We start from the raw sequence: 14,300 nt of genomic DNA, 5'->3' as shown, positions 1-14,300 counted from the left end.
GTATCCCTCGCGGGGTGCAGCAGCACCGGAGGCAAGCGCGCCGAGGACGCACGCAAGGCGGCAACGGCACAGGGCAAGGCCGCGGTGAACACGCCGAACTGGACGTTCGGAATGGTGACCCACTCGGGTGACGGCGACACGTTCTGGGACATCGTCCAGGAAGGCGCCGAGCAGGCCGCCCGCAAGGACAACATCAAGTTCCTGTACTCCCACGACGACGAGGCCCAGCAGCAGGCCCAGCTCGTGGACTCGTACATCGACAAGAAGGTCGACGGCATCATCGTCACCCTCGCCAAGCCCGACGCGATGAAGGGCGCCCTGGCCCGTGCCAAGAAGGCCGGCATCCCGGTGATCACCGTGAACTCGGGCTCCGCGGAGTCCAAGGCCTTCGGCGCGCTCACCCACATCGGCCAGGACGAGACGATCGCGGGCGAGGCCGTCGGCGACGAGCTCAACAAGCGCGGCAAGAAGAAGGCGCTCTGCATCCTGCACGAGCAGGGCAACGTCGGGCACGAGCAGCGCTGCGAGGGCGCCAAGAAGACCTTCGACGGCAAAATGCAGAACCTGTACGTGACCGGCACGAACATGCCCGACGTGCAGTCCTCCATCGAGGCCAGGCTCCAGTCCGACAAGTCGATCGACTCGGTCGTCACGCTCGGCGCGCCCTTCGCGGACACCGCCGTGAAGGCCGCCGACAGCGCGGGCAGCAAGGCCGAGGTCGACACCTTCGACCTGAACGAGAAGGTCGCGGCGGGCCTCAAGAGCGGTGATCTCGGCTTCGCCGTCGACCAGCAGCCCTACCTCCAGGGCTATGAGGCCGTGGACCTGCTCTGGCTCTACAAGTACAACGCCGATGTGCTCGGCGGCGGCAAGCCGGTCCTCACCGGACCGCAGATCGTCACCAAGGACCAGGCCGACGAGCTGGAGGACTACGCGAAGCGAGGGACCCGATGACCGCCACAGCCCCGGCGCCCGCGCCGTCCCCGGGCTCTCCGGGCACGAAGACGGACGAGCGCCTCCTGAAGTCCTCGCCGCTGAAGAAGCTGATGGGCCGCCCCGAGCTCGGCTCCGTCGTCGGCGCCATCGCCGTCTTCATCTTCTTCGCCGTCGCCGCCGACAGCTTCCTCCAGGCCACCAGCCTCGCCACGGTGCTCTACGCGGCATCGACGCTCGGCATCATGGCGGTGCCGGTCGCGCTCCTGATGATCGGCGGCGAGTTCGACCTGTCGGCGGGCGTCATGGTGACGACCTCCGCGCTGATCTCGTCGATGTTCAGCTACCAGATGACGGCGAACGTCTGGGTGGGCGTGCTCGTCTCGCTCGTCGTGACCCTGGCCATCGGCGTCTTCAACGGCGTGATGCTGACCCGCACCGACCCGCCGAGCTTCATCATCACGCTCGGTACGTTCCTGATGCTGACCGGCATGAACCTCGGCTTCACCAAGCTGATCAGCGGCACGGTCTCCACGAAGTCGATCGCCGACATGGAGGGCTTCACCTCCGCCAAGGACGTCTTCGCCTCGACGCTCACCATCGGCGGCGTCGACTTCAAGATCACCATCCTCTGGTGGCTGGGCCTGATCGTGGTCGCCACCTGGGTCCTGCTCCGCACCCGCGTCGGCAACTGGATCTTCGCGGTCGGCGGCGGAGAGGACGCGGCCCGCGCGGTCGGCGTCCCGGTCGCCGCGACCAAGATCGGCCTCTATATGGGCGTCGCCTTCGGCGCCTGGGTCTCCGGCCAGCACCTGCTCTTCTCGTACGACGTCGTCCAGTCCGGCGAGGGCGTCGGCAACGAGCTGATCTACATCATCGCGGCCGTCATCGGCGGCTGCCTGATCACCGGCGGATACGGCTCCGCGGTCGGCGCGGCCGTGGGTGCCCTCATCTTCGGCATGGTCAGCAAGGGCATCGTGTTCGCCGAGTGGAACCCGGACTGGTTCAAGTTCTTCCTCGGAGTGATGCTGCTCCTGGCGACCCTGCTCAACCACTGGGTCCGCAAGCGCGCGGAGGCGACGAAGTGAGCACCGAATCGACCGAAGTCACCGACGCCGTGCCGGGCCCCGACCGGACCCCGCTCGTCGAGCTCGACGACGTCAGTAAGTACTACGGCAACATCCGCGCCCTCGAAGGCGTCTCCCTGGAGGTCCACGCGGGCGAGATCTCCTGCGTCCTGGGCGACAACGGCGCGGGCAAGTCGACCCTCATCAAGATCATCGCGGGGCTGCACCGGCACGACGCGGGAGAGTTCCGCATCGACGGCGAGGACGCGAAGCTCGGCTCGCCGCGCGAGGCCCTGGACCGCGGCATCGCCACGGTCTACCAGGACCTCGCGGTGGTCCCGCTGATGCCGGTCTGGCGGAACTTCTTCCTCGGCTCCGAGCCGACGAAGGGCGCGGGCCCCTTCAAGCGCCTGGACGTCGACCTCATGCGCGAGACGACCCGCGCGGAGCTGCTTCGCATGGGCATCGACCTGCGCGACGTCGACCAGCCCATCGGCACCCTGTCGGGCGGCGAGCGCCAGTGCGTGGCGATCGCGCGCGCCGTGTACTTCGGAGCCAAGGTCCTGGTCCTCGACGAGCCGACGGCGGCGCTCGGCGTCAAGCAGTCGGGCGTCGTCCTGAAGTACGTCGCGGCGGCGCGGGACGCGGGCCTCGGAGTGGTCCTGATCACGCACAACCCGCACCACGCGTACCTGGTCGGCAACCGCTTCGTCCTCCTCAAGCGCGGCACGATGTTCGGCAGCTACGCCCGCGACGAGGTGACCCTCGACGAACTGACCCGCCAGATGGCAGGCGGCAGCGAACTCGACGACCTCCGCCACGAACTGGAAAAGCGCTGAGCAAGGCCCCTGCAAGGGGCGCGGGGAACTGCGCGACAAGCCACGAACAACCCGCAGTCGCCTCTGCCCGGTCACCCGGCAGACGCGACTGCGGCTTTTCCCGGGCTGAGCGCGCAGTTCCCCGCGCCCCTGACGGGGCGCACCGGGTCCGTTGTGCGCGCCCCCGCGAGTGTGAGGCAGAATCGCCGCAATGAGCACCTACCGCGACCTCGCGCACCGCGGCTCCGCCCGAGCCACCGTTCTGCGGACCGTGGGCACGCGTGAGCGCCGATCACATCTGACGGCGCCCCGCGTCCCCACCGTCGGCATCGACATCGGCGGCACGAAGGTGATGGCGGGTGTCGTCGACGCGGACGGCAACATCCTGGAGACCCTCCGTACGGAGACCCCGGACAAGTCCAAGAGCCCCAAGGTCGTCGAGGACACCATCGTCGAGCTGGTCCTGGACCTCTCCGACCGGCACGACGTGCACGCGGTGGGCATCGGCGCGGCCGGCTGGGTCGACGCGGACCGCAACCGCGTCCTGTTCGCCCCGCACCTGTCCTGGCGCAACGAACCCCTGCGCGACCGCCTCTCCGGCCGGCTCGCGGTCCCCGTGCTCGTCGACAACGACGCGAACACCGCCGCATGGGCGGAGTGGCGCTTCGGTGCGGCCCGCGGCGAGGACCACCTGGTCATGATCACGCTCGGTACCGGTATCGGCGGCGCGATCCTGGAGGACGGCCAGGTCAAGCGCGGCAAGTTCGGCGTGGCCGGTGAGTTCGGCCATATGCAGGTCGTCCCCGGCGGCCACCGCTGCCCGTGCGGCAACCGCGGCTGCTGGGAGCAGTACAGCTCGGGCAACGCCCTGGTCCGGGAGGCCCGCGAGCTCGCCGCGGCCGACTCCCCGGTCGCGTACGGGATCATCGAGCGGGTCAAGGGCAACATCCCCGACATCACGGGCCCCCTGATCACCGAGCTGGCCCGGGACGGCGACGCGATGTGCGTCGAGCTCCTCCAGGACATCGGCCAGTGGCTGGGCGTCGGCATCGCGAACCTCGCGGCGGCCCTCGACCCCTCCTGCTTCGTGATCGGCGGCGGCGTCTCGGCCGCCGACGACCTCCTGATCGGCCCGGCACGCGACGCCTTCCGCCGCCAGCTGACGGGACGCGGCTACCGCCCCGAGGCCCGTATTGCCCGCGCCCAGCTCGGCCCCGAGGCGGGCATGGTGGGCGCCGCCGACCTGGCCCGCCTGGTGGCCCGCCGCTTCCGCCGCGCGAACCGCCGCCGGGTGGAGCGCCACGAACGCTACGAGCGCTACGCGGAAGCCCGCCGCACCAACGACCGCACCTCTCAGGGAACCCAGTAAGCAGATGACCGTCCCCCGACAACCCTCGTCCCCGGACTCCGCGGAATCCCCGGACCCCGCCGACGGGGGTGGCCGCCCCCGCGAGGGCCGCCGCCACATGATCCGCCGCCGTTGGCTGACGGCCACGATCATCGTGCTCCTGATCGGCGTACCGGCCGGCTATCTGGTGATCTCCGCCAACCAGAGCCGCAACAGCGGCCGCGACAAGGAGGCCAAGTACTCCGCGACCGGTCTCACCGCGGGCTGGCCGTCCAAGGTGCAGCGCCGTCTCTACGACGTGCCGATCCCGCACTACTCCAGGGAAGTCGCCTACTACGAGACGAACAACTGGCGCACCAGCCGTCTGTACGCCCAGTTCCTGACGAGCAACAAGGGCCTGGACAAGTTCCTCCAGCAGATCGGCACGAGCACCGGTGAGCTGGAGAAGAACGACATAACGATCAGCAAGCGCGACCGCAAGGTGGTCGGCTGGCAGTTCACGGATCCGGGCCCCTGGCTGGGAATCACCCATCGGAAGAAGGACCCGGCGCCGACCCTGGACGTGGTGGTGAACCGCGTGAATCCGGATCACCCGATGGTCTATGTAGTGTCTACGACAACCCCGTAACTGGCGTGTTTCATCGGTGAGTTGCCGCGGCACCGGCTCGTACGATGACGCGCATGATCTCCACAGAGACGTCCGACGACGCGGCATCCGAAGAGGGATACGACAGACGCCGGCGTGCCCAGTGGCTCGCGGGTCAGGCGCGCGCGGACGGCGTGGCGCGCAGGGACATGCTGCGGCTCCTGGCGGCGGCGGGAGTCACGGCGGGCGCCGCGGGCGCCGTCCCGGCCCTCGGCGCACCACGCGCGCAGGCGGCCACCGGTGCGTCGGTCACCGCCGCGGCCGCCCCCGGCATCGTGAAGCCGCTGCCCGCGGAACGCTTCACGATCCGGGGCACGAACGCGGAGACGAAGTTCGAGGCGCTCGCCGGGACACCCTTCCTCACCCCCGCGTCCCACTTCTTCGTGCGCAATCACACGGCGACGCCGCGCCTGGACGCCAGGACGTGGAGCCTGAAGATCTGGGGCGACGGCCTCAAGGGCGGCGGTCTGGAGTACGGCGGGGCAAGGGAGTTCACGCTCGCGGACCTCAAACGCCTCCCGTCGGTGACGCGCACCGCCTTCGTCGAATGCGCGGGCAACGGCAGGAGCTTCTTCACCACCCAGCAGGGCCAGCCGGCCTCGGGCACCGCCTGGACCCTGGGAGCGATCGGCAACGCCCGCTGGCGCGGCGTACGCCTCTCCGAAGTCCTGCGCAGGGCAGGCGTGTCCCGCCACGCGGTGGACGTGCTGCCCAGGGGCCTGGACGCGGAGTACGTCACCGACGACGGCACGAACCTGGGCAGGGTCCGCCGCCCGCTGCCGGTCTCCAAGGCCCTTGACGACGTCATCCTCGCCTACGAGATGAACGGCGCCCCGCTCCCTGCTGACCACGGCTACCCGGTGCGGGTCCTGGTCCCGTCGTGGGTGGGCATCGCGTCGATCAAGTGGGTGGGCGACATCGAAGTATCGGCACAGCCGCTCTACTCGCCGTGGAACACGCAGTTCTACCGCCTGTTCGGCGACAAGTACCCCCCGGAGGGCAGCGCCCCCCTGACCCACCAGACCCTGAAGTCCGCCTTCGAACTCCCGTGGAACGGACGCGTCGAGGCGGCCACGACCCACCACCTCACCGGCCGCTCCTGGTCGGCGACGGGCGCGATCACCCGGGTGGACATCAGCACGGACGCGGGCACGACCTGGCACCGCGCCCGCCTCAAGGACACCCCGCACCGCGCCACATGGACCCGCTGGACCACCCCTTGGCACCCCAAGACCCCGGGCCCGACCACACTCCTGGCCCGCGCCACGGACACCACGGGCCACACCCAGCCGGAGACGACACCGCACAACACGCAGGGCTACCTGTTCGACGCGGTGGTGCGGCACCCTGTGACGGTGGTGTGAGGCCAGTCGATGCCCGGCTTGAGTGCGGTCTCCACCGCCTCGGTATTGATGTGGGGCGGAACGTCGCTCATGTCTGTTTTCTTCCGGGGGTGTTCGGAGAGAGCTTGCGCACCCTCTTACTCACGCGTCAGCTTCGACGGTTAGCGTAGAGCGGTGAGCGAGACGAATACCCCTGGCCTCCAGTACCGCTTCGACGGCCCCGAAGACGCACCCGTGCTGATCCTCGGGCCGTCGCTCGGTACCACGTGGCACATGTGGGACCGGCAGGTGCCCGAGCTGATCAAGCAGTGGCGCGTGTTCCGCTTCGACATGCCCGGACACGGGGGCGCCCCCGCGCATCCCTGCGGCTCCGTCGGCGAGCTCGCCCAGCGGCTCCTCGCCACGCTCGACGAGGTCGGCGTGCACCGCTTCGGCTACGCGGGCTGCGCGTTCGGTGGCGCGATCGGTGCCGAGCTCGCCCTGCGGCACCCGCAGCGCGTCGCCTCGCTGGCGCTGATATCCGCGTCGCCGCGCTTCGGCTCCGCCGACGAGTTCCGCCAGCGCGGCGTCATCGTGCGGAGCAACGGCCTCGACCCCATCGCGCGTACGTCCCCCGAGCGCTGGTTCACGCCGGGCTTCGCCGCCGCGCAGCCCGCGATCACCGACTGGGCCGTACAGATGGTGCGTACGACCGACCCCGGCTGCTACATCGCCGCCTGCGAGGCCCTCGCCGCCTTCGACGTGCGCGCCGAACTGGGGCGGATCGGGGTGCCCACGCTCGTTCTCGTCGGCTCGGAGGACCAGGTCACCGGGCAGGGCGAGGCCCGTACCCTCGTCGCCGGCATACCGGACGCCCGCCTCGCCGTGGTGCCGGGCGCCTCCCACCTCGCGCCCGTCGAGCAGCCCGCCGCCGTCACCGACCTGCTCGTACGCCACTTCTCCACCGCCTGGCCGCTCGCGACCGACACCGGGACGCACGCGGCGATCGGCGCACCGCCCGTCAAGCCGGTGCTCGCACCGCCGATCCCCGTCTTCCCCGTCGCCGAGATCGGCCCCACGGAGCAGCCCGAGGCTGTGGGCAGCGGGCGCCCCGACCCGTACGAAGCGGGCATCAAGGTCCGCCGCGAGGTGCTCGGCGACGCGCACGTCGACCGGGCGCTCGCCGCGGCCGACGACTTCTCCGAGGACTTCCAGGAGCTCATCACGCGCTACGCGTGGGGCGAGGTCTGGAACCGCCCCGGCCTCGACCGCCGCTCCCGCAGCTGCGTCACCCTCACCGCGCTCGTGGCGGGCGGCCACCTCGACGAGCTGGCCTTCCACACCCGCGCCGCCCTGCGCAACGGCCTCACCCCGCAGGAGATCAAGGAAGTGCTGCTCCAGGCGGCCGTCTACTGCGGCGTCCCCGCGGCGAACTCCGCCTTCAAGGTCGCCCAGGCCGTGATCCGCGAGGAAACCACGCCCCAGGAGTGAGGCGTAGCAGGATGGGGGCATGACGACTGCCGCGAAGCGCATCAAGCTCACGAAGAAGACGCATGCCTGTGTCCGCCTGGAGCGGGACGGTCAGAGGCTCGTCATCGACCCCGGTGGCTTCACCGAGGAGGACGCGGCGCTGGGCGCCGACGCGATCCTCGTCACGCACGAGCACCCCGACCACTTCAACGAGGACCGGCTGCGCGCCGCCCTGGAGGCCAACCCGGCCGCCAGGATCTGGACCTTGCGATCCGTCGCGGAGAAGATCTCGGCAGCCTTCCCCGGGCGGGTGCACACCGTCGGGAACGGCGACACCTTCACGGCCGCGGGCTTCGACGTACAGGTGCACGGCGAGCTGCACGCCGTGATCCACCCGGACATCCCGCGGATCACGAACGTCGGCTATCTGGTGGACGGTTCGGTCTTCCATCCCGGTGACGCGCTGACCGTCCCCGACCAGCCGGTGGAGACGCTGATGCTGCCGGTGATGGCCCCCTGGAGCAAGATCTCCGAGGTCATCGACTACGTACGCGAGGTCAAGCCGCAACGCGCCTACGACGTGCACGACGCGCTGCTCACGGACCTGGCCCGCCCCATCTACGACTCGCAGATCGGGTCGCTCGGCGGCGCCGAGCACCTGCGGCTCACGCCGGGGGAGTCGGCCGAACTGTGACCGGCAGGGCCGGGGCTGTCAGTGGCGGCCGGTAGGTTGTGAAGCATGCGCATTGCCACCTGGAACGTGAACTCGATCACCGCTCGGCTGCCGAGGCTGCTCGCCTGGCTGGAGAGCAGCGGTACGGATGTGCTGTGCATCCAGGAGACCAAGACCACCGCCGAGGGCTTCCCCGCCGACGAGCTGCGCGAGCTGGGATACGAATCCGCGGTGAACGCGACAGGCCGGTGGAACGGAGTCGCGCTGCTCTCCAGGGTCGGCCTGGAGGACGTGACGATCGGCCTGCCCGGCGGCCCGGACTACGAAGGGGTGCAGGAACCGCGCGCGATCTCCGCGACCTGCGGTCCCGCGCGGGTCTGGTCGGTCTATGTGCCCAACGGCCGAGAGGTCGACCACGCGCACTACGGCTACAAGCTGCAGTGGTTCGAGGCCCTGAAGGCCGCGGTCGCCTCCGACGCGGCGGGAGCGCGCCCGTTCGCGGTTCTCGGTGACTTCAACGTCGCCCCGACCGACGCGGACGTGTGGGACCCCGCCCTGTTCGAGGGCGCCACGCACGTGACGCCCGCCGAGCGCGCCGCGCTCGCCGCCCTGCGGGAAGCGGGCCTCTCGGACGTCGTGCCGCGCCCCTTGAAGTACGACCACCCGTTCACGTACTGGGACTACCGCCAGCTCGGCTTCCCCAAGAACAGGGGCATGCGCATCGACCTGGTGTACGGGAACGAGGCGTTCGCGAAGGCCGTGACGGATTCGTACGTGGACCGCGAGGAGCGCAAGGGCAAGGGCGCGTCCGACCACGCGCCGGTCGTGGTGGACCTGGAGGTCTGACCGGCTCCCCGCGCCCCCGTGCGGGGCGCGGGGAAGCCCCTCGCCTTACGGCTCCAGCGCGCCCTTACGGCTCCAGCGCCTCCAGATCCACCGACTCCGCGATCGCCGCGAGCCCCGCGTCCCCCGGATGCAGATGGTCCCCGCTGTCGTAGGCGGCGAGCATCCGCGAGGGATTCGCCGGGTCCCGCAGGACCGCGTCGAAGTCCAGGACGGCATCGAAGTCGTCGCCGCCGCGCAGATAGTCGTTGATCTTCACGCGCTCCGCGTCCGCCGCCGCCGTGCACAGGGACTCGCCCTGGCAGGGCGCGATCGTCGCCGCGAGCACCCGCAGGCCCCGCGCGTGCGCCCGCTCGGCGATCTCCCGCATCCCGGCCGTCACCTGGTCCGCCGACGCCCCCCAGCGGACGTCGTTGACGCCCTCGAAGACCACGACCGTACGGGCCGACGTCTGGGCGAACACATCACGGTCCAGGCGGTGCAGCGCGCTCACGCCGCCCGTGTCGGTGGAGACGCCGTCGCCGGGATAGCGGTCCGCGATCACGCGGTTCGCCGAGATCCCCTGGTTCAGGACCCCGAAGCGCGGCACCTCGTCCTGCTGGAGCAGCCGCGTCGCGAGCACGTTGGGCCAGCGGTGGTTCGCGTTCTGCGTCGACTTCACGCCGTCCGTGATGGAGTCGCCGAGCAGCACCACCGAACCGGGCCCGCCGCTCACGTCGACTCCGGTGAGCAGCGGCCAGGTCGAGATCGTGGAGGTGTACGCCTGCGGGGAGCCGTCCGCCGCGTGATCGCCGGGGCCGCTCACGTACGAGGTCTGGATGGCCTGGCTGTGGACGGGCGCGGTCAGCACCGTCCCCGGGAGGTGGAAGCTCACCAGGAGGTTGGTGTCCGCGGGCACGTCGAAGTCGAGCGGGTCGCTGAACGCCTGTGTGCCGGCCGGGACTTCGGTGTGGCCCCTGCCGCCGAAGGACAGCCGCCGCGGCTCGCCCCGCGCCCCCGCGCCGGACTCCTGCACCGCCACGGTCGCGCTCCCGATCCGTACCGGAGCCGAGGCGAAGGTGTTGTCGAGCCGGATGCGCACCCGGGGCCCGCCCGTGCTCGTGTGGACGACAAGGCGCACGGTGCGGTCGGTCCACGGGCCCACCGCGGTGTACCCGGCGGTCGAGGCCGACCAGGTGCCGGTCCAGCCCTTCGTGGCCTGGCGCACGGAGAGCGAGAAGACATGCAGATCCGGGGCGCCCGGGTCCTTGGGCAGGGTCACCGAGGCGATCTCGCGCCCCCGCGTCACCGGCACGGTCACGACGTACAGCCGTGTCTTCTCGGCGAGTTGGCCGCCGGGAGTGTTCACGTGCGGCAGCGCGACCGCCTTGGTGGCGAGCGGGCCCGAGCGCCAGTCCGGCGCCGTCAGCCGGTACGTGCCCCTGGACCCGTCCCGGTAGCGCACCGTCCCCGTGCCGCTCGCGTCGCCGCCCGTGCCCGCGACCAGGAACGCAAGCGCGTCCCCGCGCCCGCGGAGCCGCACGGACTGCCCGTCGGCCCGCACGTTGTCCGCCTGGCCCGTGCGGGTGCGGGGCCAGGTGAGCCGGGCCCCGTCCACGGCGAGCGAACGGCCCGGAGTCCAGCCCGCCGCGCTCAGGTCCTGCGCCGAGAGGGAGCCGCCCGAACCGTCGAAGTCCGCCTCACCGGGCCGTGCGTCGTCACTGACCGCCCTGTTGTCGAAGAGCCGCTCCAGGGGGAGCGGCCCGGGTCTGTGCGGCGCGGCCTGTGCCGTCGCCACAGGTACGGCGGCGGTGAGCACCGCGAGTACGGCGGCCGCTCCCCAGATACGTGCGGTACGCGTGGTACGCGAGCTGCGTGGGCGCACACCGGACCCCTCCCTTGGCTGAAGCTGACGTGACGACAGGTGCGCCATGAAGCTAAGGAGACCGGAGAGAAGCGTCAATGAGGTGCGCGTGAACATGACCCGAACTCGCCGGGATGCCGTACGGCGACGCCCCCGGAGCGGTCGGGGCCCGGTTCCACCGGCGCGTATCCGCAGGCATGCGGGGCACACTGCCCGACGAATCCTCGCCCGACGGCCGCGCGGAGCGATTCGCCTCATTCCGTGATCAACTGATGCAAGATACATTCTTGGGGCGTTGACATCCATCGGAGAGGCCGATCATGAACATCTCCTTCTTCGGCAGGCGGCGCCGGCAGGAGTCCGCCGACCGGGGCTCGGTACTCGCCTCGGCGTTCGACGAGGATCCGGCGGGCGTGGCCGAACTCCTCTCCGAATGCGAGCTGCTTCGCTCCCAGGCCGCCGGCGCCGGTCTCGAACTCGACGACTCCGCGGCCTCGTTGACCGCCCTCGACCAACTCCTGCCGCGCTGGCGCGACGACCCCGAACTGCTGCCGTGGCTCGGCAACGACGCGGGCCTGTACCTCGGTTCGGTCATCGTCCGTACGGTGCCCGGCGCCGTCTGGCACGTCTGGCCCGCGGGCAGCCCCGTCGTGCGGCTCGCTTCGGGGCGCGAGATCCAGGTGGTGGAGGCGGGTCTCGACTGGGCCGTGCACGGCGCTCCCGAGCTGACCCAGGTCTTCGCGGAAGCCTCGGAAACGTAACCGCAGTTCGATGTAACTACAAATACGGTTAATGTCCATACGTGCGTGTCGTCCAATAAGTCCCGTTTTCGCGTGGATAGTTTGCGCGGACCGACACCGCCGAGAGTGGGCAGGGCAGGGCATGGCCGTCGATCCGCTGATCGAGCTGCGTGATGTGAACAAGTACTACGGGAAGTTGCATGTCCTACAGGACATCAACCTCACCGTCGGCAAGGGGGAGGTGGTCGTGGTCATCGGCCCGTCAGGGTCGGGGAAATCAACGCTCTGCAGGACGATCAACCGTCTGGAGACGATCCAGTCGGGAGCCATCGCACTGGACGGGCAGCCGCTTCCGGAAGAGGGCAAGGCACTGGCCACGCTCCGCGCCGACGTCGGCATGGTGTTCCAGTCGTTCAACCTCTTCGCGCACAAGACCGTGCTCCAGAACGTCTCCCTCGCGCCGGTCAAGGTGCGGGGCCGCAAGAAGGACGAGGCCGAGCGGCGCTCCCGTGAACTCCTGGACCGGGTGGGCCTGGCGACACAGGCCGACAAGTACCCGGCACAGCTCTCGGGCGGTCAGCAGCAGCGTGTGGCCATCGCACGCGCGCTCGCCATGGAGCCCAAGGTGATGCTCTTCGACGAGCCGACCTCCGCCCTCGACCCCGAGATGATCAACGAAGTGCTCGAGGTCATGCAGGGCCTCGCCCGCGACGGCATGACCATGGTCGTCGTCACCCACGAGATGGGCTTCGCCCGCTCGGCAGCCAACCGCGTGGTCTTCATGGCCGACGGCCGCATCGTCGAGGACCGGGCCCCCGAGGACTTCTTCAACAATCCGGAGAGCGACCGGGCCAAGGACTTCCTCTCCAAGATCCTCAAGCACTGACGGGGGGCCAGGCATGATGCGTACGACACGTCTGCTCGCGGCGCTCGTCCTCGCCGCGTGCGCCGCGAGCGCCTGCGGCAAGGAGGGCAGCCCCCCGGTGAAGGGGCCGCAGCCCGACGAACTGCCGAAGTACCAAGTGGCGAAGGGATTCTCGCTGCCGGACTCCGGTACCTGGAAGAAGGCCAAGCGGCGTGGCCACCTCGTCGTCGGGGCCAAGGAGGACCAGCCCTTCCTCGGCGAGAAGAACCCCGCCACCGGGGCGTACTCCGGCTTCGACATCGAGATCGCCAAGATGGTCGCGGCCTCGCTCGGCTTCGAACCGGCGTCGACCCGGTTCAAGACGATCGCGTCGGCGAACCGCGAGACCGCCCTGCAGAACGGGCAGATCGACTACTACGTCGGCACGTACACCATCAACGACCTCCGCAAGAACCTCGTCGGCTTCGGCGGCCCCTACTACATGGCAGGCCAGGGCCTGCTCGTGCGCACCGACGAGGACGACATCAAGGGGCCGCAGGACCTCGACGGCAAGAAGGTCTGCTCGGCGGCCGGATCGACGCCCTACCAGCGCATCCAGAAGGACTACCCGAAGGCGACGCTCGTCGCGTACGACACGTACTCGGTCTGCGTCGACAACCTGCTCACCTACCAGGTCGACGCCGTCACCACCGACGACGCAATCCTCATCGGATACGCGGCCAAGGTGCCCGACGAGCTCAAGGTGGTCGGCAAACCCTTCTCGAAGGAGCCCTACGGCATCGGCGTGCCCAAGAACGACACGGCGCTGCGGTTCGCCGTCGACGACGCGCTGGCCGCCAGGGAGAAGGACGGCGACTGGAAGAAGGCCTACGACGCCACGCTCGGCCTCTCCGGAGTCCCGGCGCCGAAGCCGCCCGCCATCGACCGCTACCCGGCGAGCTGAGGAGGCGTCGTGGACGTACTGACAGACAACTTCTCCACCTTCGGCAAGGGGTTCCTCGGGACCGTCGAACTCACCGTGTACGCCTCGATCCTGGCCCTCGTGCTCGGGTTCGTCATGGCGTCGTTCCGGGTGGCGCCGGTCGGCTCCTTCCGGGCGTTCGGCACCGCCTGGGTGACGGTCCTGCGCAACACCCCGCTCACGCTGCTCTTCTTCGCGGTGCTGCTCGGTCTTCCGCGCTTCGGACTCGTCCTGCCCTTCAAGGTGTTCGCCGTCATCGCGCTGGGCTGCTACACCTCCGCGTTCATCTGCGAGGCACTGCGCTCGGGCATCAACACCGTCCCCAAGGGCCAGGGCGAGGCGGCCCGCAGCCTGGGGATGACCTTCGGGCAGACACTGTCCATGGTGGTGCTCCCGCAGGCCTTCCGGTCCGTCATCCCGCCGGTCGGCTCCACCCTCATCGCCCTCGCCAAGAACTCGGCCATCGCGGGCGCGTTCAGCGTCACCGAGCTGCTCGGCACGTACAAGACGCTCAGTGAGCTCGGTTACAACATCATCTGGACGTTCGTCTGGATCGCCGTCGGCTACCTGATCATCACCCTCGCCATCAGCGCCGTTTTCAACGTCCTCGAAAAGCGCTGGGGAGTCGCCCGATGAAAGCCCTCTCCCACGAATCCACCGCCCTCTACGACGTACCCGGCCCGAAGACCGAGCGCAGACACAAGCTCTACGGGCTGCTCTCCACCGTGGTCCTGCTCGCCCTGGTCGGCTGGCTCCTCTACCTCCTGTTCG

14 protein-coding genes and 1 pseudogene are annotated in these 14,300 nt (G+C 69.9%); 14 read left to right on the top strand and 1 reads right to left on the bottom strand.

The features are described from left to right. The 9 genes from ACQKIP_RS23010 to ACQKIP_RS22970 all read left to right on the top strand — a co-directional run. Positions 1-954, top strand: a 954-nt coding sequence (locus ACQKIP_RS23010) for a sugar ABC transporter substrate-binding protein (protein WP_427743936.1), incomplete at its 5' end; no start/stop codon positions are given. Continuing rightward, a complete protein-coding gene (locus ACQKIP_RS23005) occupies positions 951-2,021 on the top strand; it encodes an ABC transporter permease (protein ID WP_365863276.1) in 1,071 nt (356 codons plus the stop codon). The genes ACQKIP_RS23010 and ACQKIP_RS23005, both read left to right, overlap by 4 nt. Further along, a complete protein-coding gene (locus tag ACQKIP_RS23000) occupies positions 2,018-2,839 on the top strand; it encodes an ATP-binding cassette domain-containing protein (protein WP_365863277.1) in 822 nt (273 codons plus the stop codon). Before ACQKIP_RS23005 ends, ACQKIP_RS23000 begins: the two co-directional genes overlap by 4 nt. Before the next feature lie 190 nt (positions 2,840-3,029). Continuing rightward, positions 3,030-4,187: an ROK family glucokinase gene (locus ACQKIP_RS22995; protein ID WP_365863279.1), complete on the top strand. Its 1,158-nt coding sequence runs from the start codon at positions 3,030-3,032 to the stop codon at positions 4,185-4,187. 4 nt (positions 4,188-4,191) lie between these two features. After that, entirely contained in the window at positions 4,192-4,794 is a 603-nt protein-coding gene (locus ACQKIP_RS22990; protein WP_365863281.1) for a sugar kinase, read from the top strand. Between the two features lie 53 nt (positions 4,795-4,847). Beyond that, complete coding sequence (locus tag ACQKIP_RS22985; protein WP_365863282.1) at positions 4,848-6,176, top strand: sulfite oxidase; 1,329 nt, start codon at positions 4,848-4,850, stop codon at positions 6,174-6,176. Positions 6,177-6,329: 153 nt separating this feature from the next. Beyond that, on the top strand, positions 6,330-7,625 hold the full coding sequence (gene pcaC / locus ACQKIP_RS22980; protein WP_365863284.1) for a 4-carboxymuconolactone decarboxylase: 1,296 nt from the start codon (positions 6,330-6,332) through the stop codon (positions 7,623-7,625). 40 nt (positions 7,626-7,665) lie between these two features. Further along, positions 7,666-8,298, top strand: a complete 633-nt coding sequence (locus tag ACQKIP_RS22975) for an MBL fold metallo-hydrolase (RefSeq protein WP_365863381.1) — start codon at positions 7,666-7,668, stop codon at positions 8,296-8,298. A 45-nt stretch (positions 8,299-8,343) separates the two neighbouring features. Then, positions 8,344-9,123: an exodeoxyribonuclease III gene (locus tag ACQKIP_RS22970; protein WP_365863286.1), complete on the top strand. Its 780-nt coding sequence runs from the start codon at positions 8,344-8,346 to the stop codon at positions 9,121-9,123. A gap of 64 nt (positions 9,124-9,187) precedes the next feature. On the opposite strand, the gene ACQKIP_RS22965 is transcribed toward ACQKIP_RS22970, so the two are convergent. Further along, entirely contained in the window at positions 9,188-11,032 is a 1,845-nt protein-coding gene (locus tag ACQKIP_RS22965; protein ID WP_427743933.1) for an SGNH/GDSL hydrolase family protein, read from the bottom strand. 251 nt (positions 11,033-11,283) lie between these two features. On the opposite strand from ACQKIP_RS22965, the gene ACQKIP_RS22960 reads away from it, so the two are divergent. The 5 genes and pseudogenes from ACQKIP_RS22960 to ACQKIP_RS22940 all read left to right on the top strand — a co-directional run. After that, positions 11,284-11,724 carry a DUF6278 family protein gene (locus ACQKIP_RS22960; RefSeq protein ID WP_365863290.1) on the top strand — a complete coding sequence of 147 codons (441 nt, stop codon included), beginning with the start codon at positions 11,284-11,286 and terminating at the stop codon, positions 11,722-11,724. A 121-nt stretch (positions 11,725-11,845) separates the two neighbouring features. Then, entirely contained in the window at positions 11,846-12,589 is a 744-nt protein-coding gene (locus ACQKIP_RS22955; RefSeq protein ID WP_365863292.1) for an amino acid ABC transporter ATP-binding protein, read from the top strand. Positions 12,590-12,605: 16 nt separating this feature from the next. After that, positions 12,606-13,511, top strand: coding sequence for a glutamate ABC transporter substrate-binding protein (locus tag ACQKIP_RS22950; protein WP_427743938.1), 906 nt, complete (start codon positions 12,606-12,608; stop codon positions 13,509-13,511). A 9-nt stretch (positions 13,512-13,520) separates the two neighbouring features. After that, the gene (locus tag ACQKIP_RS22945) at positions 13,521-14,165 is read left to right on the top strand and encodes an amino acid ABC transporter permease (protein WP_365863295.1); all 645 of its coding nucleotides are present in this window, start codon (positions 13,521-13,523) and stop codon (positions 14,163-14,165) included. Then, a pseudogene (locus ACQKIP_RS22940) lies at positions 14,162-14,300 on the top strand (amino acid ABC transporter permease); the annotation flags it as partial. The gene ACQKIP_RS22945 and the pseudogene ACQKIP_RS22940, both read left to right, overlap by 4 nt.

It is taken from the genome of Streptomyces sp. NPDC059900 (assembly GCF_050270335.1).
Taxonomy (GTDB): Bacteria; Actinomycetota; Actinomycetes; order Streptomycetales; family Streptomycetaceae; genus Streptomyces.
Note: the sequence above shows the minus strand (reverse complement) of the source record. Positions and strands in the feature narration are given on the sequence as shown.

Coding starts and splice junctions, on each gene's coding strand:
- ACQKIP_RS22950 (WP_427743938.1), top strand. CDS start 12,606: ATGCGTACGACACGTCTGCTCGCGGCGCTCGTCCTCGCCGCGTGCGCC.
- ACQKIP_RS22955 (WP_365863292.1), top strand. CDS start 11,846: ATGGCCGTCGATCCGCTGATCGAGCTGCGTGATGTGAACAAGTACTAC.
- ACQKIP_RS22995 (WP_365863279.1), top strand. CDS start 3,030: ATGAGCACCTACCGCGACCTCGCGCACCGCGGCTCCGCCCGAGCCACC.
- ACQKIP_RS22990 (WP_365863281.1), top strand. CDS start 4,192: ATGACCGTCCCCCGACAACCCTCGTCCCCGGACTCCGCGGAATCCCCG.
- ACQKIP_RS22985 (WP_365863282.1), top strand. CDS start 4,848: ATGATCTCCACAGAGACGTCCGACGACGCGGCATCCGAAGAGGGATAC.
- ACQKIP_RS22960 (WP_365863290.1), top strand. CDS start 11,284: ATGAACATCTCCTTCTTCGGCAGGCGGCGCCGGCAGGAGTCCGCCGAC.
- ACQKIP_RS23005 (WP_365863276.1), top strand. CDS start 951: ATGACCGCCACAGCCCCGGCGCCCGCGCCGTCCCCGGGCTCTCCGGGC.
- ACQKIP_RS22970 (WP_365863286.1), top strand. CDS start 8,344: ATGCGCATTGCCACCTGGAACGTGAACTCGATCACCGCTCGGCTGCCG.
- ACQKIP_RS22965 (WP_427743933.1), bottom strand. CDS start 11,032: ATGGCGCACCTGTCGTCACGTCAGCTTCAGCCAAGGGAGGGGTCCGGT.